This is a genomic window from Bacillus carboniphilus (genome assembly GCF_039522365.1).
Taxonomy (GTDB): domain Bacteria; phylum Bacillota; class Bacilli; order Bacillales; family JC228; genus Bacillus_BF; species Bacillus_BF carboniphilus.
The window spans coordinates 147,874-171,993 of the sequence record NZ_BAAADJ010000023.1 but is presented as its reverse complement, the minus strand read 5'-3'; the positions used below and the strand labels follow the sequence as shown (position 1 = coordinate 171,993).

The window sequence follows — 24,120 nt, the reverse complement described above, 5'->3', positions numbered from 1 at the left end:
TACTACCATGTATACGAGCCTAATAAAAATTTAGACCCACTTGTACAAATAAAATTGTACAAGTGGAGGATTTTTTATTTTCCCTGTAATAGGTACAACAACTAGTAGGGGCACATTCGAAAAAATAAAAACAGTTCCACGTTTGGGAACTGTTAGTAACGTTCAAGAGATATACTTTCCGTTTGAATGGAATCAAGCTCAAGCCATTGACTTGCTATTTGAGAAAAAAGTTTTGATGAACCCGTTGTAAAAAATTGATGATTGGGTTCAAAGGATGATGAATTTAATAAGTCCTGAAAAAATAGAATTGTACTCATTTCTCGAGCAGTTTCTTCTCCTGAACTAATAATTTGAACCTCAGGTCCCAAATACTGAGAAATGGTTTCTTCCAATAATGGGTAATGCGTGCATCCCAATATCAATGTATCGATATAAGCATTTTTAAAAGTAGCAAGCTCCTGCTCCACAATCCGTTCAGCAAAAGGTCCTCTAAACTCCCCACTTTCAACCAAAGGAACAAATCGTGGGCAAGCAAGACCTTGTACATCCACTAGCTGATTTATGGACTTCAGTGCTTTTTTATATGCTTCACTTTTAATGGTACCTTCCGTACCGATGACACCAATTTTACCCGTCCTTGTGTGTTTGATGGCCGATCTTGCTCCTGGGTGAATAACGCCTAGCACAGGTATTTTTAGTGCAGAACGAATCTCAGTTAACGTAACTGCAGTTGCAGTATTACACGCTATGACTAGCATCTTTACATTCTTCTCGAGTAAAAATCTAGTCATTTGCCAAGTGTAGGCACGGACTTCATCCACAGGTCTAGGCCCATATGGACATCTTGCCGTATCGCCTATGTATATCACTTCTTCATTTGGAAGCTGGCGCATGACTTCTTTTACAACAGTTAGTCCCCCAACTCCAGAATCCATAATGCCGATTGGTTGACCCAAGTAACTCCCCTCATTCTGCTTTCATTTCGTGGTGTAGTTTAATTAAACTATTATTTAATCGAGTAATTTCTTCATCACTGAAGTTTTCCATTAAATCTTCTAAATATAGTTGACGTTTTTGGATAACTTCATCAATAATTCTTTCGCCTTCTTCAAGTAGATGTATGCGTACAACGCGACGGTCATTCGGGTCTTTTACACGTACCACTAATTTATTTTTTTCCATACGATCTACAAGATCTGTTGTTGTGCTAAAAGCCAAATACATTTTATTTGATAGTTCTCCAATTGTCATATCCCCAAATTCAAATAACCATTGAAGTGCAACAAATTGAGGGGGAGTGATTGTGTAATTACTTAAAATTTCTCGTCCTTTTTGCTTGGTAATTCCGGCTATATATCGTAACTCTTTTTCGATGGATGCTACAATGGCTGGATCTACTTTACGAATATCTTTTTCCATTTCCCCGACTCCTTTAATTTTTAGTATGTTGACATAATTCCCCAACAAAAAATTCCGAATATATTTCTCATTCTATTGTCTTATGTTCTATGAAGAAATTCAAGGTAGAATCGACAAAAATCGAGCTTTTCTAGCGCCTTACATATTATTATACCATTATTGTATTTTTAATTTCTAAAATATAAATAACAACCGGCCTCCATAAGGATAGCCGGCATATGTTACACATTAACAGTATTATACTGTTAGGACTAAACTGGTTTTGACATACTGTCAATCTAGAACTACTTTAAAAGTGTAACCATGTACATTTCTAGATTTATAAGTTTGACAAAAACGACGTCCTTTATAACTTTAATTCTCCCATGCGTAATAGCTCCACAACTGCTTGTGACCGCCCCTTGACACCGAGCTTCTGCATGGCATTAGAAATATGGTTCCGAACCGTTTTTTCACTAATAAAAAGCTCACTAGCAATTTCTTTAGTAGTTTTATCTTGCACTAACAGTTCGAACACTTCTCTTTCTCTTTTTGTTAGTAACGGCTTATGACTGTATTCCTTCTCCTTCAACTACTTTTACCCTCCTTGCCTTCGCCAGCTGAGAACCGCGGGGATGGGTGTATATTTAGTCATAGTATCATATGTGAATTAGAACGATGAAGTGACTGGATTTCAAGGCAAGAATTCATTATTTCTGAAAATGTGTGATTACCCTACTTCCAAATTTACACAACGGCTCCATTCCTTCTTTTCCTCATCTGTCCAAGGAACACTTTTTCCTGTTTCTTTTGAAATTTGAACAATAGCTCCTCTCCCGATGAAAACTGGCTGCTCCGCATTATTTAAAGCTAAATAATGAATATCAAGCGACGACGATCCTATATGATTTATCTTCACAAACAGCTTGATCCGCTCATCGAAGTAAACTTGTTTGATAAAATCACACTGTAGATCGGCTACAACAGGTATTTTCCCACTTTTCACATCCAACCAGCTTTTCATAAATCCTAGTTGTTTAAAAAATTCAATCCTTGCTTCTTCAAAGTATGTAAAAGGGACTGTATTGTTTAAATGTCCATATAAATCTGTTTCAGAAAAACGAACTTTTATGGTTTGATAAAATGAAAAACCTTTCTTCCATTCTTCAAAGTTACCTACATAGGGAATGTTTTTCATAATTTGGCCTCCTAAAAGAGAGTGAATGGTTATTCATTCATTTTATAGCATTTTTATAATTTTCGGAAGAATAATCTTGAATCTTTTACCTACCTTGTTTCGTAAAAGTAATTAGTTGTTAATAATCAAGACATAGGATATAGGAGCGATCACAATGTTCAAAAACGTAAAGGTTAATATGGGATCGGGATTGGCTGCAGGAATTGCCATTGGTGTAGCGATAGGAGTTGCTTTAGACAATATAGGAGCAGGCATTGCCATTGGTGTGGCAATTGGTGCTGGAGTGGGTGGTGTTAGTTCAAAGAAGAAAAAATAATGGTCACTACAAACAAACGACTGTGATAAATTTTTAGGTATCTCCAAAACCATTGGCTGGATTTTAATAAAATTTGATTTGAGGAAACTACTATTTCTGTATTCCTGACTGTGGGATTATATCGGGATTTTTTCGCACTCAAATGGGTATTTATCGCACTCAAAATTAGAAAAACGCACCCAATCGTACCATTTTGGCACTCAAACGAGTTTTCGCACTCAAACTTAATTTTTTGCACTTAAAATCGATTTTTCGCACTCAAAACAAAATTTAAGCACTCAAAATAACTTTTTCGCACTCACCAATACTACTCATTAACTGTTATCACTATTTCTTCCACTTTTAATCGTTACTTTTCAACCTTAAAGACCTTTCAGAAGCAATTCACAAATAAATCCCGCTAAAAAAATGGAACTTCACCTAAAAACTGACTAGTTTAATTAACTTCAAACAAAAAATACGCTCAATTTTATAAACTTCCTGCAAAAAATCCTCCATAATTGAAAATACAACAGCCAGAATCAAAAAAAGCTTGGATTCTAAATGAATCCAAGCTTTTTTGTTATTAAACTTGATCACTACCGAAGAAATTACGGAACATTTGAACCGTAGTATCACGGTTAAGAGCTGCGATAGAAGTTGTCAAAGGAATACCTTTTGGACAAGATTGAACACAGTTTTGTGAGTTACCGCAGTTCGCAAGTCCACCGTCTCCCATAAGTTCCTCTAATCTTTCAGCTTTGTTCATGGCACCAGTTGGATGCGCATTGAATAGGCGTACTTGAGATAATGGAGCAGGTCCAATGAAGTTAGAATTGCTGTTTACATTTGGACATGCCTCAAGACAAACACCACACGTCATACACTTAGAAAGTTCATATGCCCATTGACGCTTTCTTTCTGGCATACGAGGACCAGGTCCTAAATCATACGTTCCGTCGATAGGAATCCACGCTTTAACCTTTTTCAATGAGTCAAACATACGGCTTCTGTCAACTTGGAGGTCACGGATAACCGGGAATGTTCTCATTGGTTCAAGACGAATCGGTTGTTCTAATTGGTCAACAAGAGCCGAACAAGATTGACGCGGCTTTCCATTGATAACCATTGAACAAGCACCACAGACTTCTTCAAGACAGTTCATATCCCAAGTGATAGGAGAAGTCATTTTCCCATCAGCTGTTACAGGGTTACGTCTAATCTCCATCAATGCCGAAATTACGTTCATATTTGGACGATAATCTAGTTCGAATTCTTCTTGATAAGGGGCGGCATTTGGATTATCTTGACGAGTAATAATAAAACGGACTGTTTTAGTTTTAGTCTCAGTAGTCATCCTTTATTTCCCCTCTTTCTTTTTCGAATAGTCACGTACACGTGGCTTGATATGAGAAACATCTACTTCCTCATAATGGAATTGTGGAGCTTCACTTGCACCAGCAAATTTAGCCATTGTTGTCTTTAAGAATTCATCATCATTACGATCTGGGAATTCAGGCTTGTAGTGTGCCCCACGGCTTTCATTACGGTTATATGCACCAATTGTAATAACACGTGCAAGTTGCAACATGTTTTGTAATTGACGAGTAAATGAAGCACCTTGGTTACTCCAACGAGCTGTATCATGTATGTTGATATTTTGATATCTTTCTAAAAGCTCTTGTAGTTTTTCATCTGTTTTTAGAAGTTTATCATTGTAACGTACCACTGTTACGTTATCAGTCATCCATTCACCAAGCTCTTTGTGAAGTACATATGCGTTTTCATTTCCGTCCATGGACATAATATTATTCCATTTTTCTTCTTCTTGCTTAACAGCATTTTCGAAAACAGAAGAAGAAAGTCCGTCAGTAGAAGTTTCAAGACCTTTGATGTATTCCACAGCTTTTGGTCCTGCAACCATACCACCATAGATTGCTGATAGTAATGAGTTCGCACCAAGACGGTTTGCACCGTGCTGAGAGTAATCAACCTCACCAGCCGCAAATAGACCAGGAATATTTGTTTGTTGGTCATAATCAACCCAAAGTCCACCCATTGAATAGTGAACAGCAGGGAAGATTTTCATAGGAACTTTACGTGGATCATCACCCATGAATTTTTCATAGATTTCAATGATACCACCTAGTTTAATATCTAATTCTTTCGCATCTTTATGAGAAAGATCTAGATAAACCATGTTTTCACCGTTAATACCTAGCTTGTCATCTACACACACAGAGAAGATTTCACGTGTAGCGATATCACGTGGTACTAGGTTTCCATAAGCAGGATACTTTTCTTCTAGGAAGTACCATGGCTTACCATCCTTATACGTCCATACACGTCCACCTTCACCACGAGCAGATTCACTCATTAGGCGAAGTTTATCGTCACCAGGGATTGCTGTTGGGTGAATTTGAATGAACTCACCGTTTGCATAATATGCACCTTGTTGGTAGACAATAGAAGCTGCTGAACCAGTGTTAATAATAGAGTTGGTTGATTTACCAAAGATAATACCAGGACCACCAGTTGCCATAATGACAGCATCAGCAGCAAATGATTTAATATCCATGGATTTAAGGTCTTGGGCAACAATTCCTCGTGCACGTCCTTCATCATCAAGAACCGTTCCTAGGAATTCCCAACCTTCATATTTTGTAACTAGACCCGCTACTTCATGACGACGTACTTGTTCATCTAATGCATATAGCAACTGCTGTCCTGTTGTTGCACCCGCATATGCTGTACGGTGATGTTGAGTACCACCAAAACGACGGAAGTCTAGTAGACCCTCTGGAGTTCTGTTAAACATTACACCCATACGGTCAAACAAGTGAATAATTCCTGGTGCAGCTTCACACATTGCTTTTACAGGTGTTTGGTTGGCTAAAAAGTCCCCACCATAAATTGTGTCATCAAAATGTATATAAGGAGAATCGCCTTCCCCTTTTGTATTAACAGCTCCGTTAATTCCACCTTGTGCACAAACAGAGTGAGAGCGTTTTACGGGAACAAGAGAGAATAGATCTACGGGTGTGCCAGTTTCTGCTATTTTAATTGTTGCCATTAGTCCGGCAAGACCACCACCGACAACAATAACTTTACCGTTACTCATTAGTATGACTCACTCCTTTTTCTATCTTAAATAAACGCGAATAAAGTACTAATACCTACATAGGAAAGTGCAATAAAGATCGCAATCGTAACATAAGTTGCAATTAGTTGTGAACGAGGTGTTACAGTTAGTCCCCAGCTTACGCAGAATGACCAAAGGCCGTTTGCAAAGTGGAAGATCGTTGATACAACACCAACAACATAGAACCAGAACATAATTGGATTCGATAGAATATTTTCCATCATAGAAAAGTTAACTTCTGCTCCGAAAGCAACTTGTACGCGTGTTTCCCAGACATGCCACACTACGAAAATTAAAGTTATAATTCCAGAAACACGTTGAAGCATGAACATCCAGTTACGGAAAAATCCATATTTACTTACATTGTTTTTGGCTGTGAAAGCGATATAGATTCCGTAAATAGCGTGGAATAATAATGGAAGAAAAATCACAAAGATTTCAAGTGCGTATCTAAATGGTAAGCTTTCCATAAAATGGGCTGCTTTGTTAAACGCATCTTCCCCTCGCGTTGCAAATTGATTGACAACCAAATGTTGGACTAGAAACAAACCTACTGGAATTACACCAAGTAGTGAGTGTAATCTGCGATTTAAGAACTCGCGATTTTGTGCCATGCAGTTTTACCCCCCTCAAGTCTATGAATTATGCAGAAAAAAACAAGCCTGCATCATATAAATGTGCGACATGTTCATTTTACTCCCAAAGAAATAGAGCGTCAAGAAAACGCATACCTAAAAATTTGGAGTATAGAAATATTTTAATAAAATGATAAAGATGTTCCTAATCCTAGTTTTTCTCATTCTGTAAGTATAGTAATATAGCAATTGTCCGAACAGGAATTCAGAAACTCTAGAAACTTTAATCAAACGAACATGTCAAGTCTTCTAAAAAGAAAAGAATGCTATATAATAGTTTTAGAAAGAAGGGATTGCAATGAAACAAAAGGAATACATTGATAAACTCTCCGAACAAGTTATTCCCGCCTCCAGCGTGGTTGTGATAAGGGATTGGCTTATCCCTGAAATTTTAAGTAATCATTCTGATACTGTTATGTATTGGTCTGGAAAAAAGCTTGCTAGGTCTTTTCCTTGTGAATCTATTCAAGAAGTAATGGACTTTTTTGAAAAAGTAGGATTTGGAACATTAACCGTATTATCTACTAAGAAACATGAAATGGAATTCCAACTAAGTGGTGAAATCGTAGCATCCCGTTTTGACCTACAATCATCCCCCTCGTTTTACTTAGAAGCTGGTTTCCTATCTCAACAAATTCAAGCTCAAAAACAAGTTGTTTGTGAATCTATTTTTACCACTAAGAGAAAGGCTAAGGTAGCCAATTTCACTGTTCAGTGGGATCAAAAGGACTTGGTTGTAAACGAATAAAGCTTTCACCTCTGTTGAGGCGAAAGCTTTTCTATTTATAACAACTAATCAATTACTTAACCAATGAAGCACTTTTTTCCTGAAGATCAAATGCTTCATGAAGAGCTCTGGCTGAACTTAGCATTTTCTCTTGTTCAATAACAGCAGAGACCTTAATTTCTGAAGTACTTACCATTTTAATGGTAGCATCAGCCGCCTCTAAAACCTCAAACATTTTAGCAGCAACACCTGGGTTAGAAACCATTCCAGAACCTACAATTGAAACCTTAGCTAAGCCTGTTTCGGATTCTACTTTATCATACTCAAATTCATCTTTGAATTGTTCAAGAACAGATAAAGTATGCTCAATATCCTGGTCCATGATGGAAAAAGAAAGATTACTCTTACTTTCACCGGTTAGGGCTTGAATAATGATATCTATGTTAATGTGGTTTTCTGCAAGTCTTGAAAATACCTTGGATAGCTTAGCTTGAGATTTTGGTAAACCGAATAATGTGATTCTCGTTACATCTCCTTCAAAAGCTACTCCACGTACTACTAAACCTTTTTCCAATTGGACTTCCTCCTCTAATCTTGTACCTCTTTCAGGTTCCATACTAGAACGAACTTCTAATGGCATTTGATAATTTTTAGCAAACTCAACAGCTCTAGGGTGTAAAACACCAGCTCCTAGGTGTGCTAGTTCTAGCATCTCATCATAAGAAATACTCTCTAGCTTACGAGCTTCCTTTACAAATCTAGGATCAGATGTAAACACACCTGTTACATCTGTATAAATATCACAGCGCTCCGCACCTAGTGCTGCAGCCAATGCTACGGCTGTTGTGTCAGATCCGCCTCTACCAAGGGTCGTAATTTCTCCGTCTTCTGATACACCTTGGAATCCTGCAACGATCACCACTTGATTACTTTCTAGTAATTTCTGTATTCTATCCGTTTGAATATCAATGATTCTCGCATTTGAAAATACCTTTTCTGTTTGAATCCCTGCTTGCCAACCAGTTAGTGATACAGCAGGTTGTCCCGCTTCTTGTAAAGCCATCGAAAGAAGTGAGATTGTCACTTGTTCACCTGTCGTAAGTAGCATATCCATTTCCCTTTTAGAAGGATTAGTGGATAATTCTTTTGCAAGTGAAACTAAATGATCGGTTGTTTTTCCCATAGCGGATACAACTACTACAACCTGCTTACCATTTTGTACTTCTTCCATGACCCGGTTTCTAACATTTTGAATCCGCTCAGTGGTAGCAACTGAAGTACCTCCAAATTTTTGTACAATAATCCCCATTAGAATTCTTCCCTTCCTTTTGGTTGTTCTCCCGAAAGATGTCGAGTCAATTAAGGTGAAGGCAGAGGCATTGAACCTAAAAAGGTCCAGACTATCAATAACACAAGGTATGAGTTCATCTTTAAATAAAAAAAAGACAATGAGAATCTCTCATTGTCCGCAATTTTCAAAGTAAACCACACACAATGTGAGATAGCACTCCAAGATTTTCTCTCTTGACAATTCTACATTTGTTCAATGTAGAACCAGCGAAAAATGCAGATGAGTCATTTCCCACTTCGGCGAAGGTCCCTTTCAAGATCTGTCATTGAGGCTCATTCCTCTCCTAGATCCCTACTAATGAATTTCGCACCTCTATCATCACGATAACGTATTAAAATATTTCAACCCATTTTAGCACACAAACTGAACCTCAAACAACCTATTGTTTTAATTTTTGCAGGACAGCTTCCGCAACCGGTTGAGGTAATCCAACCTCTCGAAGTTCTTCAACCGTTGCTTCTGCCATCTTTTTCACGGAACCAAAATGTTTTAATAATTGCTTTTTCCTTTTTTCTCCAACACCCGGAATATCATCCAAAGCAGATTGGAAAGCTGTTTTTCCTCTTTGCTGACGATGGAAGGTAATCGCAAAACGGTGGACCTCATCCTGTATTCTTTGAAGCAGATAAAATTCCTGTGAGTTCCGAGGTAAATCAACAATTGATAATGGATTACCAAATAATAGTTGAGATGTCTTGTGTTTCTCGTCTTTGGCTAATCCTGCAACTGGAACAGACATATTTAGTTCATTCTCAAGTACATCTTTAGCAGCCTCAATTTGTCCTTTTCCACCGTCAATAATAATTAAATCGGGTAATGGTAAATCTTCTTTAAGTACTCTCGAATAACGTCTGCGAACCACTTCCCGCATCGTACTATAATCATCAGGGCCCACAACCGTTTTAATCTTATACTTCCTATACTCTTTCTTGGCAGGCCGTCCATCAATAAAAACAACCATCGCCGAAACCGGATTTGCCCCTTGAATATTAGAGTTATCGAAAGCTTCAATTCGATGAGGTGTATATATGTTCATCGCTTCCCCAAGATTTTCGACTGCTTTTATAGTCCGCTCTTCCTTCTTTTCAATTAACGAAAACTTTTCCTTCAGTGCAATCGCTGCATTTTTAGTTGCTAGTTGGACTAAGTCTTTCTTTTGCCCTCTTTGAGGTTGATGCACTTTTACTTCAAGTAATTCTCTGGCAATCTCAATATCTATATTCGCGGGAAGAAGAACTTCCTTTGGTTTAAAGTGATTGACTTGTTGATAAAATTGTCCAAGGAATGTAAGCATCTCTTCTTCTGGTTCGTCATAGATCGGGAACATGGAAACATCTCTTTCAATTAGCTTTCCCTGTCTAACAAAGAAAACCTGAACACACATCCAACCTTTATCAACCGCATAACCAAATACATCTCTATCGGTAAAATCAGTAGAAGTCATTTTTTGCTTTTCCATGGTTGTCTCAATATGGACAATCTGATCTCGGTATTCTTTTGCTTTTTCAAAATCTAGATTTTCTGAGGCTTCCATCATTTTGGCTTGAAGATCTTTTTTTATTTCTTTATATCCACCATTCAAAAATCGAATGATCTCTTCTGTCATTTCTTTATACGTGAACTCCCTAATATCATTTACACATGGAGCCAAGCATTGTCCAATGTGATAATATAGGCAAACTCGATCTGGCAGTGTTGAGCATTTTCTTAAAGGATACAATCGATCCAATAAGCGCTTCGTTTCATTTGCAGCTTGTACGTTGGGATATGGTCCAAAATACTTCCCTTTATCCTTTTTTACCTTACGGGTTGTGATAAGCCTTGGATGCTTTTCAGCCGTTAATTTTATGAAAGGATAGCTTTTGTCATCACGAAGCATGACATTATATTTGGGGTCATATTTTTTGATTAAATTTAATTCTAGAATCAACGCCTCGATATTGGAGGAAGTCACGATGTATTCAAAATCCTCAATCTCATTTACAAGTCGCTGTGTTTTTCCATCATGCGTTCCTGTAAAATAAGAGCGTACTCTATTTTTTAAAATCTTTGCCTTCCCAACATATATAATAGTACCTTGCCGGTCTTTCATTAAATAGCAACCTGGTTGGGCAGGTAAGAGTGATAACTTATGCTGAATGTTTAGTGAAGTCATTATATTCACCTTCTATCTACTTTCTAAAGTATAATTTTACATGATTTACAGTTAATTTGCGATTAGGGAAGATTGATATTTGTACCAAAGGATAAAATACAGCCTTACATAAATAGACATCTAAAAAATTCCACCATTTACCTGCAACATTCCATAATATGCTACGTCATAATGTATAGAGATACTTAGTAGGAGGACAACTATGAAGAACAAATGGTTAATGATTATTGGATTAAGTGTACTTATCAGTGGTTGTCAAGCTTTAGACGACACTGTTCAAGATGATGTTCCCGATGAAACGGAAAATGAAGTTGAGCAAAATTTGAATGAACAACCAAACGTACCAGAAGATGAAGAAACTGAAAAAACACCTGAAGATAAGCCTGAAATAGAAGAGCCTGTCGATGAAGATACCGATTCCGGACAAGGCAGCAATACAGAATCACCAGATGATTCTGAAACAAATGTAGGTGAGGAAGAAGACGATCAATCAACAGCAGAACAACCAGTTATTCCGACCGTAGCTGATCCTACATCCATAACAGTAATGGTGAACAAATCCGCAAAACTACCAGACGGGTATCGACCAGCTGATTTAGTTAGACCAGATGTTCCATTTGCTTTCGGTAACCAACAACTAGAAAAAGCACTTCTTAGAAAAGAAGCTGCACTTGCACTGGAAAATATGTTTGCTGCTGCTAAAGTCGATGGAATCACTCTCGTTGCGGCTTCCGGATTTCGCTCCTATGAGACTCAATCGATGTTGTTTGAAAATGAAGTAAAGCAATTTGGCTATGAAAAAGCCAGTATGGCGGTTGCATATCCCGGTACAAGTGAACACCAAACTGGCCTAACGATGGATATAACAGCTGCTAGTGTAAACCACATACTTACTGAACAACTTGGACAAAAGCCTGAGGGAAAATGGTTAGAGAAAAACGCCCATCAGTTTGGCTTTATTCTTCGTTACCCATTGGGTAAAGAAAGTATTACAGGTTACCAATACGAACCATGGCACTTCCGCTATGTAGGGGTTCAGATTGCAACAGAAATATTTGAAAAGCAACTTACATTAGAAGAATATTATCAACAAAAAGAAGGAATCTAAGACCAAATGCGGAAGCGCCTTGATCAGCCCCGACAAGCACAAGACGAGCCGGCATGAAGGTTGCTCTTTAACCTTCATGTCGGATTGGCTTGTGACCTCGAGGGGCTAGGCGCTGGAGCTGGCCGGAGACACACATTTCTACAAAGTTGACCACAATTGGCGATTTTATATTTTCTCAAAGATTAAAAAGCCAGCAGATATGCCTTGTAGCATGTTCAGCTGGCTTTTCTTAGTTTTGATTTTGAAACAACTCTTTTTCCTTCCACTTTCCGTATTGGAAATATAGAAACGCAATGATACTGCTTATAACAAAGCTAATTCCCATGCCATATGCAATCCCATCATCCCCCCACCACTTTGAACAGAGATAGGTAAGAGGATATCTTAAGACCCAAAAAGATATTACGTTCAACACCAAGACCTGAAACATAGCCCCCGCAGCCCGAACAATTCCATTTAAGATAAAGTTCAATCCAAGAAACGGATAGAAAAAGGCAATCGCTCTCAAATATTCTGTTCCAAAATTAACTGAACCAGATTCTTGTATAAACAATTTAATACTGTACTCAGCAAACAAGAACATGAGAGAAGCGATTATAATCATAATTGTAAAATTGTAAAGTGCGCCGTACAGAGCGATTTTATAGACACGGCTCATTTGATTGGCACCTATATTTTGGCCAGCCATACTATTGACCGCTGTTCCTAATGCCATAGCTGGAAGCATAATAATACTATCAATACGCTGAGCAGCACCAAAGCCAGCCACAACATTTTCCCCAAATGAAGTGACAACACTCATAATCGCCATTACCCCTGCAGATATAACCGTCATTTGCAGGCCAGAGGGAATTCCTAAATTTAAAATTAACCCCACTTCACTTTTTGTTGGAGTAGTTGGTAAGGTAAAAGGAATAAGCTGACGTCTAATCACAAATATGATACCAAACAAGAAAGCGCAACCTTGGGAAAGAATCGTTGCATATGCAGCACCTTGTATTCCCAAATTCAATCCTGTCATTAAGATAGGATCTAAAATGGTATTTAGAATAACTGCGATTAGTACAAAATAAAGGGGTGTTTTACTATCCCCCATTGCTCTTAGAACGGTTCCAATAAAGTTATAACCAAATAAAAACAAGATACCCATGAAGTTAATTTTCAAGTATACAGTTGCCTCGGTTATCATCGCTTGAGGAGTTCCTAATAGAGTTAATATGGATTCAGCAAACAAGAATCCTATAATCCCGAGCAATAAAGCCAATATAGTAAGAATGACCACAAAAGCATTCAGGTACCGCTTTAGCCCCTCATCATCATCTTTTCCTTTTTGCTGAGATAAAATGGTTAACGTTGCATTGTTGATCCCGATGATAAACGACAAAATCGTAAAGATGACTGTACTGGATACGGAAATGGCACCAAGTGCGTTCGCCCCTAATAGGTTCCCTACCCACAGGCTATCAATGAATTGGTAAGATACTTGTAATAAATTAGTCAGTAATATGGGGGTCGAAAAAAAGAGCAACTGTTTTATAATATTGCCGCTCGTAAAATCGTGTTGCTTCATTTTTGTTCTTCCTTTTCTTTAGTCTCCTATGTTTAACATAATATTTAAACTGTATAGTTACAACTAGTCAGGTTTTACAAAAATAATAGGCCATCGAGTTTCCTCGATAGCCTAAATGATTTGTGGTATTAGTATTAAGCGTGTTTTTGAAGAACCTCTTGTAGAGCTTCTTTCGGTTGGAAACCAATTACTTTATCTACTACTTCACCGTCTTTAAATACGATTAAAGTAGGAATACTCATAACACCGTAGTTTCCGGCTGTTTCTTGATTTTCATCTACATCAAGTTTAACAATTTTAACTTTGTCGCCCATTTCAGCGTCAAGCTCTTCTAGAACTGGAGCAATCATTTTACAAGGTCCACACCAAGGTGCCCAGAAGTCAGCAAGAACTAAGCCGTCAGCTGTTTCTTGTTTAAAGTTTTGATCCGTTACATTTGTAATTGCCATAATCATTATCCTCCTAATGTGTGAAACATTTTATTAAAGGGAGTATACCATCTTAAATTTGGTAATGCGAATAATTTGCTTGAAACATTTTTAGCCTTCCCAGTGTGTATTCCGATATGCAAGAAAGGGACTTCAAAAAGTCAGTTAATCGACTTTTTAGATAGCCCCTTTTTTAATTAAGCGTTAATTTTTAGCTTCTTAAACTCTTCTGTTAACATAGGAACGACTTCAAATAAGTCTCCTACAATTCCGTAATCTGCTACTTTAAAAATGTTTGCTTCAGGGTCTTTGTTGATGGCAACAATAACCTTTGAGTTAGACATTCCAGCTAGATGCTGAATAGCACCTGAGATTCCACAAGCAATGTATAGGTCTGGGGTTACCACTTTACCAGTTTGACCAATCTGTAGTGAATAGTCACAGTAATCAGCATCACAAGCTCCACGAGAAGCTCCTACTGCACCGCCTAATACATCGGCTAATTCTTTAAGTGGGGCAAAGCCTTCCTCACTTTTTACTCCACGGCCACCCGCAATTACTACTTTTGCTTCAGAGAGGTCAACACCTTCGCTTGCTTTTCGCACAACTTCTTTAATTATCGTGCGCAAATCTTTAATTTCAGCTGTAACGGAGCTTACATCGCCTGATCTTGAATCGTCTTTTTCTAACGCATCAATATTGTTTGGACGAATTGTAATAAATACGACTCCATCTGTTACAATTTTCTTTTCAAATGCTTTCCCCGAATAGATTGGACGAGTAAATACTAAATTCCCACCTACAGCTTCAATAGCCGTCACATCAGAAACGAGACCATTCTGAAGTTTCCCAGCAATTCGAGGTGACAAATCTTTACCTAAGGCCGTATGTCCTATCACGATTCCCTCAGGTTTTTCCTGGTCATATACTGCCATGAATGCTTGGCTAAATCCATCTGAAGTATATTGAGTAAGCTTTTCGTCTTCTACCACGACGACTCGATCTGCCCCATACTGAATAAGCTCTTCACCTAAAGCGCTTACAGAACTTCCAAGTAAAACACCGACAACTTCTCCGCCCTCTGCAATGGTTTTAGCTGCAGCAATAGCTTCGAAAGATACATTACGAAGTGCTCCGTCTCTAACTTCCCCAAGTACTAATACTTTTCTAGACATAGTTTCGCCTCCCTAGTTGTTGTTTCCTTACATTACTTTTGCTTCTGTTCTTAGGAGATGTACAAGTTCTTTCACTTGGTCTTCAAGCTCTCCCTGAAGGATTTTACCAGCTTCTTTTTGAGCTGGGAGGAATACTTCAATTGTCTTTGTTTTTGGTTCAACATCATCTTCATCCAAATCAAGATCATCCAATTCAAGCTCTTCAAGTGGCTTTTTCTTCGCTTTCATAATCCCTGGTAATGAAGGATATCTTGGGTCATTTAAACCTTGTTGCGCCGTCACAAGTAATGGAAGGCTTACTTCGATAACCTCAGAATCACCTTCTACATCACGAACTATTTTGGCTGTTGTTCCTTCGATTTCAAGATCTGTAATTGTCGTTACATATGGAATGTCTAACATTTCAGCAACTCGTGGACCTACTTGACCACTTCCACCATCGATGGCAACGTTACCTGCTAGGATCAAATCAGGATTTTTATCCTGTAAGTAATGAGCTAAAATCTTCGCTGTTGTGAACTGATCACTAGCTTCTAAATCGTCTTCTGTATTGATCAACACAGCCTTATCTGCTCCCATTGCTAGTGCTTTACGAAGCTGCTCTTGAGCCTCTTCTCCACCAACTGTGATAACAGTTACTTCACCGCCGCCGTGATTATCTCTTACTTGAATTGCTTCTTCTACCGCGTATTCATCATAAGGATTGATAATAAATTCTGCTCCATCCTCTTGAATCTTTCCGCTGGATAAGGTGATTTTTTCTTCCGTATCAAACGTTCGCTTTAAAAGTACGTAGATGTTCATAGTTGAAGCCTCCTAATCCAAACATTTATAAATATTGGCAAAATTTCATACCTACAAAACTATTATTCGATAATTCTTCTTATTTTCCTTTAAAATCTGGCTTTCTTTTTTCAATAAAGGCTTGAATGCCTTCCTTCGCATCTTCAGACTCAAAAACAGTACCAAATAGCTCTGCCTCTTTATTCGATCCTGCTTCCTGTTGACTATGACGACTATAAGCCATTAAAGACAGTGCAGCTTTCACAGAGACTGGACTCTTCTCAGCCATCTTTTTGGCCAACGTTAATGCTTGAGTGAACAATTCCTCTTCTTCATAAGCGTGGTTTGCTAATCCCCATTGAACGGCTTCTTCACCCGTAATTGGCTCACTCGTTAAAAGCATTTCAACCGCTTTAGGTTGACCAACATACCTTGGTAAGCGTTGGGTACCACTGAAACCTGGAATGAGTCCTAGTTGCAATTCTGGTAGTCCGAGTTTTGCATTCTTGGCAACTAAACGCACGTGGCAGGCCATGGCTAATTCTAAACCGCCACCCAATGCTGCCCCATGGATAGCTGCAACAATTGGTTTCGAGAAAGATTCCATTCGATCAAATACATGTTGACCGTTTTTAGCTAGCTTGCTAAATTCTTCTCCCGAAGGTATGGATGTGAATTCCTTAATATCTGCTCCCGCTGAAAAGAATCTTCCATCCCCTTTAAGAATGATCACTCTTACTGCGTCGTTATGTTCCAACTCATCTAGTAAGCTATCAATCTGCTTTATTAAGTCAGACGAAAGAGCATTAGCTGGTGGACGTTCAATTGACACAATTGCTACTTTTTCTTGTAAGTCCCATTTCAATAAACTCAAATTTAGTACCTCCTACATGATTATTAAACGGAGAAAAGTATCATTACTTTTCTCCTTTACATCCTAATAATAATAATTCATGCACCTTTGGGGCAAGGTCAGCTAAGTTGTATCTTTGCTCTTTCATTACCCAGTTTGTTACGGTTTCATCCAAGGTTCCAAAAATCATTTGTCTAGCTAATCGTATATCCAATCCTTTTGAAAACTCTCCTGAACGAACGCCTTGATCTAAAATTCGGTCAACAAGTTCTAGGTACCCCTTAAGTACTTCATTGATTTTTTGTCTCAGCTCTTTATTCGACTGGCGCAGTTCTAGCTGTGTTACAATTGCTAGATGCGGGTCTTCTGAAAGAATCAAAAAATGATTCTCAATCAGTACTTTTAACTTCTGTGCAGCTGTTTTTTCGTGTTTAATTAATTCATCTAACCTTTCAACAAATGAACCCATTTTTTCCTGAAATAAAGAGATTAAAATATCTTCTTTATTTTTAAAATAAAGGTAGATGGTACCATCTGCAACCCCTGCCTGTTTAGCTATCTTTGACACTTGTGCTTGATGATAGCCATTTTCGGCTATAACGATAACAGCAGCATCAATAATCTGTTTATATTTGGGTTTATTTTTCTTCACTCGACCACCACCTTTACCATGAACAACAATTGATTAGAAAAAAATGAATGAATAATCATTCATAATTTCATGATATACGGATAGGTCAGTCATGTCAAGACATTGTTCCTTTTCACGGTTGTCCTATTTCGTGTAAAAAAAAGAAAAGCAAAACATGACTGACTATGCATTCTTAATCTCTTCCTCTTGTAGTTTTCTCTTTTCCTCATCCACTAATGCACGTCTTAGTATTTTACCAACGGCTGTTTTCGGTAATTCTTTTCTAAACTCATATTGTCTTGGGACTTTATAGGCTGCTAGAGCTTTTCTAGCAAAATGGTTTAAATCTTCTTCCGTTAGGTTTCTACCTTCCTTTAATACAACATAAGCTTTAACAGTTTCTCCACGATAAGGGTCCGGCACCCCAGCTACAACAACCTCTTGAATGTCTTCATGTTCATAGAGAACCTCTTCAACTTCTCGAGGATAAATATTGTATCCACCAGCTATAATCATGTCTTTCTTTCTATCTACGACATAGAAATAGCCGTCCTCATCCATGTAACCTAAGTCACCTGTATATAACCATCCATCTTTTAGAACTAAGTCTGTTTCTTCTGGTTTATTCCAATAGCCCTTCATGACTTGAGGACCTTTTACTACTATCTCCCCAACTTCCCTTGGTGGTAATGGTTCACAATCCTCCATCGAGAATATAGCAGCATCTGTATCTGGCCATGGTACACCAATACTACCTTTTTTACGTTCCTTATCCCATAAGAAGTTGGCATGAGTGACTGGTGAAGATTCTGTCAATCCGTAACCTTCGACTAATTTCCCTCCGGTTACCTTCTCGAAATTCGCCTGAACTTCTACTGGTAAAGGCGCAGATCCACTAATACATGAATCAATAGATGACAAATCATACTTAGATAACTCAGGATGATTTAATAAACCAATATAAATGGTAGGAGCACCCGGGAATAAAGTAGGTTTTTCCTTTTCTATTGTTTTTAAGGTTGTCGTTGGATCAAATTTAGGTAGGAGAACCATCTTATGGCCTTCCATTACAGATAAAATCATGACTGTAGTCATTCCATACACATGGAAGAATGGAAGAATCCCCAGAACAATTTCTTCTCCACGTGTACACTTATACATCCACGACCTACACATTAGAACATTTGCTACTAAGTTTTTATGAGTTAACATAACTCCTTTTGGGAAACCGGTTGTTCCACCAGTGTACTGAAGTAAAGCTAAATCTTCTTCAAAATCTACTTCCACATCAAACTCGGTTGTTCTTCCATTCTTCAATATGTGAGTGAGCAAGTGGTGATTATCCTGATGCTCTACCTTCACAACAATTCCATATTGCTTCTTTTGAATAAATGGATAAACTAAATTCTTTGGGAATGGTAAATAGTCTTTGATAGCGGTTACAAAAATATGTTCAACATTTGTTTCGTTTTGTACCTTCTTCACACGAGGAAATAAGATATCTAACGTTATGATCGCTCTTGCGCCAGAATCCTTCAGTTGATAGGATAATTCACGTTCAGTATACAGAGGATTGGTTTGGACGACGATTCCGCCTGCCATTAAAATGCCATAATACGCAATGACACCTTGCGGACAATTGGGAAGCATAATGGCAATTCTGTCATTCTTTTCAATACCTAAATCTTTTAAGTAATTCGCGAACTTAAGAGTAGACTGATAAAGTTCACCATATGTCATGGTTTTTCCCATAAAACTAATGGCCTCTTTATCTGGCATAGCCTTTGCTGTTTCTTTCAAATAAGCTTGAAGTGGCTTATTTCCATAATCTAATTCTGTCTGAATTTCGCTTGGATACTCTTTTAACCAAGGCCTTTGTGTCATAACACCCCTCCTTTAAAATGTTAGAACATTCGAACTGTTCTTAATGACATTATATTATACCAACCTGTTATCTACAACGAATTTGATGGATGAAACCTGTCCGAATTTCTCAATTTCAAATGTCTTATTTTTCACAAGTAGTCATATATACCCCTTTTTTTAGAATGCACAACGCCTTTTGGTAGGTCTAAAATATCATTTTGCGATTCTTATGGAGTTAATTATTCTTGTTGAAAGGATTTCTTCTTTCTTTAATGGAATTGGTATAGATAACTTTGGAGAAAGAAAGGTGGAAACCGATTAATGAAGAAGCTTGGTAAAGTTTTATTAGCTTTAACAATTGTAAGCGCTTTACTATTTCAAGGTGGAGGAAGCTTACTAGCAGCTGACATGGAAGAACCTATGATTAGGATTGGTGTTATACCATCAGCTGAACAAATTGAAATTGGAAGTAATGGTTCTTTTGAAGTAAAGGATAAAGCAACTGGTGAGGTTTTATACACTGGTCAGAATGAGGTAATTACTGCTGAGATTGGCGGGACAGCTGAAGTGAAGACAAACTACCGTCTTCAAACGGCATGGTCAACAAGTGATGCTTATATTCGGGATTGGTTATCACGCGCTGAACTTGCAGGATATCCAACCTACGTAGAAGCTTATAACGGTGGATACAGATTGTATATTGGAGAATTTCCTGCTGATGCAAGCTGGGCTGAACGTAATACATTTAGAAATGTAATGATTGCTGAAGGGTTTGCAGCCACAGATTCATTCTGGAAAGTTATAACGGTTGTAGAAGGAGAATCTTCAATTCGAGTAAATGATGTCGTTACAACAAACGCAATTGTCGTTACATCTTCTGATAATCTAGTAAAAATTAACGGTAAACAATACCGTGGAGCAGGTGAAGTTGCTTTTAATAGCAATGGATCACTTGCTGGTATCAATGAATTACCACTTGAACAATACTTATATGGTGTTGTTCCACACGAATTACCTCCTGTACCTTATGGTGAACTTGAAGCACAGAAATCACAAGCAATCGCAGCAAGAACGTATGCTATTTCTAACTTAGGTAAGCGTGGTTCTGATGGATATGACTTGTTACAAACAACATCAGACCAAGTATATGGTGGATATGATTCAGAACATCCAATTTCAACAGATGCTGTTGAGGGGACAAGAGGCATTGTAGCTACGTATGATGGAAAACTCATTACAGCTGTTTATAGTTCAACAACTGGTGGATTCACAGCGAACAATGAAGACGTATGGGAATCTGCTGCCGTTCCTTATTTACGTGGTGTTCCAGATTCTCAACGAGGAAAAGCATTCGAACATGTACCAACATTAGAAGTTTTCAAAAATAACGGTAACCCTACTTCATTAAGAGCTGCAGGTAACGGTGCATTCGAATCAGATTGGTCTAAATACCACCGCTGGACATTTGAGTGGACAGCTGAAGAAATTAGTGATGTATTAAGCAGTTATTTCAGTACTGAAGTCGGAGAGGTTTATGAAATAAACGTATTAGAAAGATCAAATTCTGGAAGAGTACTAGAAATTGAATTTGTTACTGAAAATGGTACTTTCTATGAATATAAAGATCGTGTAAGATGGGCTCTAAAATACATTAATGCAAGTGGTGGGCAAAGCGTCTTACTAAGCACACTATTTTATGTAGAACCAGTAAAGGATAAGCAAACAAAAGAAGTTACTGGCTTCAAAGTATACGGCGGCGGATGGGGCCATGGAGTTGGTCTATCTCAAACAGGTGCTGTAGGTATGGCTGAGAAAGGCCACACATTCGAAGAAATCTTAAAGCACTATTACCAAGGAATTGAATTAGAAAAGAGATATTAACATGCAAAAAAGGAGGCTCCAGATGGAGGCTCCTTTTTACACCTAATTTAATACTAAATATATAATACCTACTAAAATAAACCCCGCACAAACAGCAAAAAGAATTTTTGCTAAACGTTCCAATGTTGTTGCCTCCCTTAAATACCTGCACCAATCACGTAAGATAATCCAACTGAAATGACCATCGAAATTAATCCAACAGCCTTATTGTTATTTTCAATCTCTTCATCTATTTTAAACTTTGGAGTCAAGAATTCGAAAATGAAATAACCGATTAAAAGCAGGAGAAAGCCGAACACTCCCCAACCAATCATGTCTAATAGTGAATCATGCTGTTGAATAGAGTGACGAAATACGTTTGCAATACCAAAGATTTTTCCTCCTGTTGCTAAGGCAACAGCAATGTTTCCATTCTTAATTTCTTGCCAATTTTTATATTTCGTCACAAGCTCAAAAATGGTAAGAAAAACAATCATACATAACACTACCACACTATAGTAGGCCGCCGTTTCCACTAAACTATTCTCCCATATTGAATCCATCTTACATTTCCCCTTTTATACTTTATTTCAGTTGCACAACTGTAATCCCTGATCCACCCTCTCCTGCTTCACCGTATCGGAATGACTTGACTGAGCGATGGTTCTTTAAATAGTTTTGAACCCCTGTTCTTAGCGCTCCTGTGCCCTTTCCATGGATAATAGAAACCCTTGGATAACCTGCCAGTAAAGCATCATCAATATATTTCTCAACTCTTAAGAGTGCATCCTCATAGCGTTCTCCACGTAAATCGAGCTCCAGGTTGACATGATAATCTTTCCCTTTCACTGTCGCTAAAGGTTTCGTTTCAACCGGCTTTGGTGTTTTAAGCCACTCGATATCCTCTTCACTAACCTTCATTTTTAAGATACCAATTTGAACTTGCCATTCACTATTTGATACCTTTTCCACAAGGGTTCCTTTTTGTCCGAAGCTGATGACCTTAACCTCATCCCCAGGGAACAAACTTCTTTTTTCGGAAGTACTTTTTTTCTTAGGTCCCTTTTTAATTTCTGGGGCAGCCTCATCCAGCCTCTTTCTAGCATCTATTAACTCGTGCTCTTTAACTTCAGCATTTTTCTCAAGGCGAAGCTTCCTCAGTTCATGGATGATAGTTTCAGCTTCTCTTTTAGCTTCCTCAACAAGTTTGTTTGCCTTTTCTTTTGCTTTATTGATAAGTTCATCTTTTTTCTCGTAATACTCAGACATCTGCTTCTGTAAATCTTTATGAATGTCTTCCGCATCTTTCAGGTAATCCCTAGCCTCTTCCCAAGCAGTTTCTGCTTTCTTTCGATTACTTTCTAAAGAGGCAATCATGGAATCTACTTCTTGACGATCTTCACTCATCAATGAGCGAGCACGATTTATAATATTATCTTGAAGACCAAGTCTTTTTGAAATCTCGAACGCATTACTTCTCCCTGGTACACCAATCAGTAGCCTATACGTCGGACTTAGAGTCTCTACATCAAATTCAACAGAGGCATTCGCGACTCCTTCTCGGTTATATCCATAGGCTTTTAATTCTGGATAATGGGTAGTAGCTACGACTCTTGCCCCTCTCTGATAGACTTCATCAAGGATAGATATAGCCAGTGCTGCCCCTTCTTGAGGGTCTGTTCCTGCTCCTAGTTCATCGAACAACACAAGACTATCTCCATCTGCATTTTCTAAAATATCAACGATGTTCACCATATGAGAGGAGAATGTACTTAAATTTTGTTCAATGGATTGTTCGTCTCCAATGTCCGCATAAACAGACTTAAAAATTCCGATTTCAGAGCCCTCTTGTGCGGGTACGAAAAGTCCCGCTTGTGCCATTAAGACGGATAACCCCATCGTTTTTAAGGTTACCGTCTTACCCCCAGTATTCGGCCCGGTGATTACGATGGTTGTAAAATCTTCTCCTAGCCATATATCATTTTCAACAACTTCATCAATCGGAATTAGAGGGTGTCTCGCTCGTTTTAAAGATACTTTTCCTTCATTATTTAAGAAAGGTTTTGTTCCTCTGTAGGTCTTACTAAATCGTGCTTTCGCAAAATAGAAATCAAGTTCTGTTAATACACCCACTGTAAAACGAATAGAGTCTGCTTCCTCTCCTACTTGATTGGAGAGAGAAGTTAATATTCTTTCAATTTCTTGCTGTTCTTTTACCCGTAAACCTTGTAGATCATTATTCAATTCGACCACTACCTGTGGCTCAATAAACAAAGTTTGACCTGAAGAAGATTGGTCGTGAACAATTCCTCCATAATGAGAGCGATACTCCTGCTTTACAGGTAAAACGTATCGTTCATTACGAATCGTTACAATTGCATCAGAAAGCATTTTTTGCGCGTTAGATGAACGTACAAGTGAGTCTAGTTTTTCCCGGATTCTAGATTCCTTTGAACGAATTTGATTTCGTACCGTTCGAAGGGTATCACTAGCATGGTCTAATACATATCCTTGTTCATCAATCGAGTCCGTAATTTCTTTTTCTAATTCCATTAAATGAGGAATTCCTTCTACTTGCTGTTGCAGAATAGGTAGTGATAATTCTTCTTCCTCCATAAGCTCTTCAATAAATTTCTTCATTTGTCTACTGGTACGAATAGTACTCGCTATCTGTACTAACTCGACTGCTGACAACATCGAGCCAATTTCTGCTCGTTTCACAAATGCTCGGATATCAAAAATTCCGTCGAGAGGAACATGTCCCTTTAATCGAAGAACTGTATAGGCTTCATCTGTTTCTTCTTGACTTCTTTGTACATCTGAAAAATCAGAAGAAGGGTATAAATCTTTTAATCGATTTTTACCTAATTCAGAGGCCGCATAGGTTAAAAGCTGCTCTTTCATTTTTAAAAATTCTAGTGTTCTATATACTTTAGGATTCAACC

22 protein-coding genes and 1 riboswitch are annotated in these 24,120 nt (G+C 38.0%); of the genes, 4 read left to right on the top strand and 18 right to left on the bottom strand.

The window, feature by feature from the left end; all coding sequences use genetic code 11:
* Positions 1-152 precede the first annotated feature (152 nt).
* The 4 genes from racE to ABDZ91_RS12990 all read right to left on the bottom strand — a co-directional run bounded on the left by racE (position 153) and on the right by ABDZ91_RS12990 (position 2,596).
* On the bottom strand, positions 153-956 hold the full coding sequence (gene racE, locus ABDZ91_RS13005; RefSeq protein WP_343799635.1) for a glutamate racemase: 804 nt from the start codon (positions 954-956) through the stop codon (positions 153-155).
* A 10-nt stretch (positions 957-966) separates the two neighbouring features.
* Complete coding sequence (locus ABDZ91_RS13000) at positions 967-1,419, bottom strand: MarR family winged helix-turn-helix transcriptional regulator (RefSeq protein ID WP_343799633.1); 453 nt, start codon at positions 1,417-1,419, stop codon at positions 967-969.
* A gap of 346 nt (positions 1,420-1,765) precedes the next feature.
* Positions 1,766-1,990: a spore germination transcription factor GerE gene (gerE, locus tag ABDZ91_RS12995; protein WP_343799632.1), complete on the bottom strand. Its 225-nt coding sequence runs from the start codon at positions 1,988-1,990 to the stop codon at positions 1,766-1,768.
* A gap of 138 nt (positions 1,991-2,128) precedes the next feature.
* Entirely contained in the window at positions 2,129-2,596 is a 468-nt protein-coding gene (locus tag ABDZ91_RS12990; protein ID WP_343799630.1) for an acyl-CoA thioesterase, read from the bottom strand.
* Between the two features lie 154 nt (positions 2,597-2,750).
* Here ABDZ91_RS12990 and ABDZ91_RS12985 point away from each other — a divergent pair, with 154 nt between their 5' ends.
* Complete coding sequence (locus ABDZ91_RS12985; protein ID WP_343799628.1) at positions 2,751-2,912, top strand: glycine zipper domain-containing protein; 162 nt, start codon at positions 2,751-2,753, stop codon at positions 2,910-2,912.
* A gap of 565 nt (positions 2,913-3,477) precedes the next feature.
* On the opposite strand, the gene sdhB is transcribed toward ABDZ91_RS12985, so the two are convergent.
* From sdhB to ABDZ91_RS12970, 3 genes are read right to left on the bottom strand one after another with little or no spacing between them, the layout of a single operon-like run.
* Complete coding sequence (gene sdhB / locus ABDZ91_RS12980) at positions 3,478-4,248, bottom strand: succinate dehydrogenase iron-sulfur subunit (protein ID WP_343799626.1); 771 nt, start codon at positions 4,246-4,248, stop codon at positions 3,478-3,480.
* A 3-nt stretch (positions 4,249-4,251) separates the two neighbouring features.
* Positions 4,252-6,012 (bottom strand): succinate dehydrogenase flavoprotein subunit, encoded by a 1,761-nt coding sequence (gene sdhA / locus ABDZ91_RS12975; protein WP_343799624.1) that lies wholly within the window; start codon positions 6,010-6,012, stop codon positions 4,252-4,254.
* A 26-nt stretch (positions 6,013-6,038) separates the two neighbouring features.
* Positions 6,039-6,647 (bottom strand): succinate dehydrogenase cytochrome b558 subunit, encoded by a 609-nt coding sequence (locus tag ABDZ91_RS12970; RefSeq protein WP_343799622.1) that lies wholly within the window; start codon positions 6,645-6,647, stop codon positions 6,039-6,041.
* A gap of 319 nt (positions 6,648-6,966) precedes the next feature.
* On the opposite strand from ABDZ91_RS12970, the gene ABDZ91_RS12965 reads away from it, so the two are divergent.
* Positions 6,967-7,416: a YslB family protein gene (locus tag ABDZ91_RS12965; RefSeq protein ID WP_343799620.1), complete on the top strand. Its 450-nt coding sequence runs from the start codon at positions 6,967-6,969 to the stop codon at positions 7,414-7,416.
* Between the two features lie 52 nt (positions 7,417-7,468).
* Here the strand turns inward: ABDZ91_RS12965 and ABDZ91_RS12960 are convergent, their stop codons facing one another.
* The gene (locus ABDZ91_RS12960; protein WP_343799618.1) at positions 7,469-8,704 is read right to left on the bottom strand and encodes an aspartate kinase; all 1,236 of its coding nucleotides are present in this window, start codon (positions 8,702-8,704) and stop codon (positions 7,469-7,471) included.
* A 185-nt stretch (positions 8,705-8,889) separates the two neighbouring features.
* A riboswitch (Lysine riboswitch) is annotated at positions 8,890-9,069 on the bottom strand.
* Between the two features lie 56 nt (positions 9,070-9,125).
* Positions 9,126-10,901, bottom strand: a complete 1,776-nt coding sequence (gene uvrC / locus ABDZ91_RS12955) for an excinuclease ABC subunit UvrC (RefSeq protein ID WP_343799616.1) — start codon at positions 10,899-10,901, stop codon at positions 9,126-9,128.
* Positions 10,902-11,103: 202 nt separating this feature from the next.
* Between uvrC and ABDZ91_RS12950 the strand changes: the two genes are divergently transcribed.
* Entirely contained in the window at positions 11,104-12,009 is a 906-nt protein-coding gene (locus ABDZ91_RS12950) for a M15 family metallopeptidase (protein ID WP_343799614.1), read from the top strand.
* A gap of 229 nt (positions 12,010-12,238) precedes the next feature.
* Here ABDZ91_RS12950 and ABDZ91_RS12945 read toward each other — a convergent pair whose 3' ends face one another.
* From ABDZ91_RS12945 to ABDZ91_RS12915, 7 genes are all read right to left on the bottom strand, one after another.
* Positions 12,239-13,579 (bottom strand): MATE family efflux transporter, encoded by a 1,341-nt coding sequence (locus ABDZ91_RS12945; protein WP_343799612.1) that lies wholly within the window; start codon positions 13,577-13,579, stop codon positions 12,239-12,241.
* Positions 13,580-13,713: 134 nt separating this feature from the next.
* Positions 13,714-14,028, bottom strand: coding sequence for a thioredoxin (trxA, locus tag ABDZ91_RS12940; protein ID WP_343799610.1), 315 nt, complete (start codon positions 14,026-14,028; stop codon positions 13,714-13,716).
* Between the two features lie 176 nt (positions 14,029-14,204).
* Positions 14,205-15,182, bottom strand: coding sequence for an electron transfer flavoprotein subunit alpha/FixB family protein (locus ABDZ91_RS12935; RefSeq protein ID WP_343799608.1), 978 nt, complete (start codon positions 15,180-15,182; stop codon positions 14,205-14,207).
* Between the two features lie 27 nt (positions 15,183-15,209).
* On the bottom strand, positions 15,210-15,986 hold the full coding sequence (locus tag ABDZ91_RS12930; protein ID WP_343799606.1) for an electron transfer flavoprotein subunit beta/FixA family protein: 777 nt from the start codon (positions 15,984-15,986) through the stop codon (positions 15,210-15,212).
* 79 nt (positions 15,987-16,065) lie between these two features.
* On the bottom strand, positions 16,066-16,839 hold the full coding sequence (locus ABDZ91_RS12925) for an enoyl-CoA hydratase (protein ID WP_343799605.1): 774 nt from the start codon (positions 16,837-16,839) through the stop codon (positions 16,066-16,068).
* Positions 16,840-16,882: 43 nt separating this feature from the next.
* Positions 16,883-17,470, bottom strand: a complete 588-nt coding sequence (gene fadR, locus ABDZ91_RS12920; protein ID WP_343799603.1) for a fatty acid metabolism transcriptional regulator FadR — start codon at positions 17,468-17,470, stop codon at positions 16,883-16,885.
* Positions 17,471-17,632: 162 nt separating this feature from the next.
* The gene (locus ABDZ91_RS12915) at positions 17,633-19,333 is read right to left on the bottom strand and encodes a long-chain-fatty-acid--CoA ligase (RefSeq protein WP_343799601.1); all 1,701 of its coding nucleotides are present in this window, start codon (positions 19,331-19,333) and stop codon (positions 17,633-17,635) included.
* 303 nt (positions 19,334-19,636) lie between these two features.
* Between ABDZ91_RS12915 and ABDZ91_RS12910 the strand changes: the two genes are divergently transcribed.
* On the top strand, positions 19,637-21,196 hold the full coding sequence (locus ABDZ91_RS12910; RefSeq protein ID WP_343799598.1) for a SpoIID/LytB domain-containing protein: 1,560 nt from the start codon (positions 19,637-19,639) through the stop codon (positions 21,194-21,196).
* 137 nt (positions 21,197-21,333) lie between these two features.
* Here ABDZ91_RS12910 and ABDZ91_RS12905 read toward each other — a convergent pair whose 3' ends face one another.
* Together ABDZ91_RS12905 and ABDZ91_RS12900 are read right to left on the bottom strand one after the other, a co-directional pair.
* Positions 21,334-21,738 (bottom strand): DUF350 domain-containing protein, encoded by a 405-nt coding sequence (locus tag ABDZ91_RS12905; protein ID WP_343799596.1) that lies wholly within the window; start codon positions 21,736-21,738, stop codon positions 21,334-21,336.
* A gap of 22 nt (positions 21,739-21,760) precedes the next feature.
* Entirely contained in the window at positions 21,761-24,118 is a 2,358-nt protein-coding gene (locus ABDZ91_RS12900) for an endonuclease MutS2 (protein WP_343799594.1), read from the bottom strand.
* Positions 24,119-24,120 lie beyond the last annotated feature (2 nt).

Bases quoted from the DNA above. Each gene is read 5' to 3' on its own strand.
- ABDZ91_RS13000 (WP_343799633.1), bottom strand. From the start codon at position 1,419: ATGGAAAAAGATATTCGTAAAGTAGATCCAGCCATTGTAGCATCCATC.
- ABDZ91_RS12990 (WP_343799630.1), bottom strand. From the start codon at position 2,596: ATGAAAAACATTCCCTATGTAGGTAACTTTGAAGAATGGAAGAAAGGT.
- ABDZ91_RS12985 (WP_343799628.1), top strand. From the start codon at position 2,751: ATGTTCAAAAACGTAAAGGTTAATATGGGATCGGGATTGGCTGCAGGA.
- sdhB (WP_343799626.1), bottom strand. From the start codon at position 4,248: ATGACTACTGAGACTAAAACTAAAACAGTCCGTTTTATTATTACTCGT.
- sdhA (WP_343799624.1), bottom strand. From the start codon at position 6,012: ATGAGTAACGGTAAAGTTATTGTTGTCGGTGGTGGTCTTGCCGGACTA.
- ABDZ91_RS12970 (WP_343799622.1), bottom strand. From the start codon at position 6,647: ATGGCACAAAATCGCGAGTTCTTAAATCGCAGATTACACTCACTACTT.
- ABDZ91_RS12965 (WP_343799620.1), top strand. From the start codon at position 6,967: ATGAAACAAAAGGAATACATTGATAAACTCTCCGAACAAGTTATTCCC.
- ABDZ91_RS12960 (WP_343799618.1), bottom strand. From the start codon at position 8,704: ATGGGGATTATTGTACAAAAATTTGGAGGTACTTCAGTTGCTACCACT.
- uvrC (WP_343799616.1), bottom strand. From the start codon at position 10,901: ATGACTTCACTAAACATTCAGCATAAGTTATCACTCTTACCTGCCCAA.
- ABDZ91_RS12950 (WP_343799614.1), top strand. From the start codon at position 11,104: ATGAAGAACAAATGGTTAATGATTATTGGATTAAGTGTACTTATCAGT.
- ABDZ91_RS12945 (WP_343799612.1), bottom strand. From the start codon at position 13,579: ATGAAGCAACACGATTTTACGAGCGGCAATATTATAAAACAGTTGCTC.
- trxA (WP_343799610.1), bottom strand. From the start codon at position 14,028: ATGGCAATTACAAATGTAACGGATCAAAACTTTAAACAAGAAACAGCT.
- ABDZ91_RS12935 (WP_343799608.1), bottom strand. From the start codon at position 15,182: ATGTCTAGAAAAGTATTAGTACTTGGGGAAGTTAGAGACGGAGCACTT.
- ABDZ91_RS12930 (WP_343799606.1), bottom strand. From the start codon at position 15,986: ATGAACATCTACGTACTTTTAAAGCGAACGTTTGATACGGAAGAAAAA.
- ABDZ91_RS12915 (WP_343799601.1), bottom strand. From the start codon at position 19,333: ATGACACAAAGGCCTTGGTTAAAAGAGTATCCAAGCGAAATTCAGACA.
- ABDZ91_RS12910 (WP_343799598.1), top strand. From the start codon at position 19,637: ATGAAGAAGCTTGGTAAAGTTTTATTAGCTTTAACAATTGTAAGCGCT.
- ABDZ91_RS12905 (WP_343799596.1), bottom strand. From the start codon at position 21,738: ATGGATTCAATATGGGAGAATAGTTTAGTGGAAACGGCGGCCTACTAT.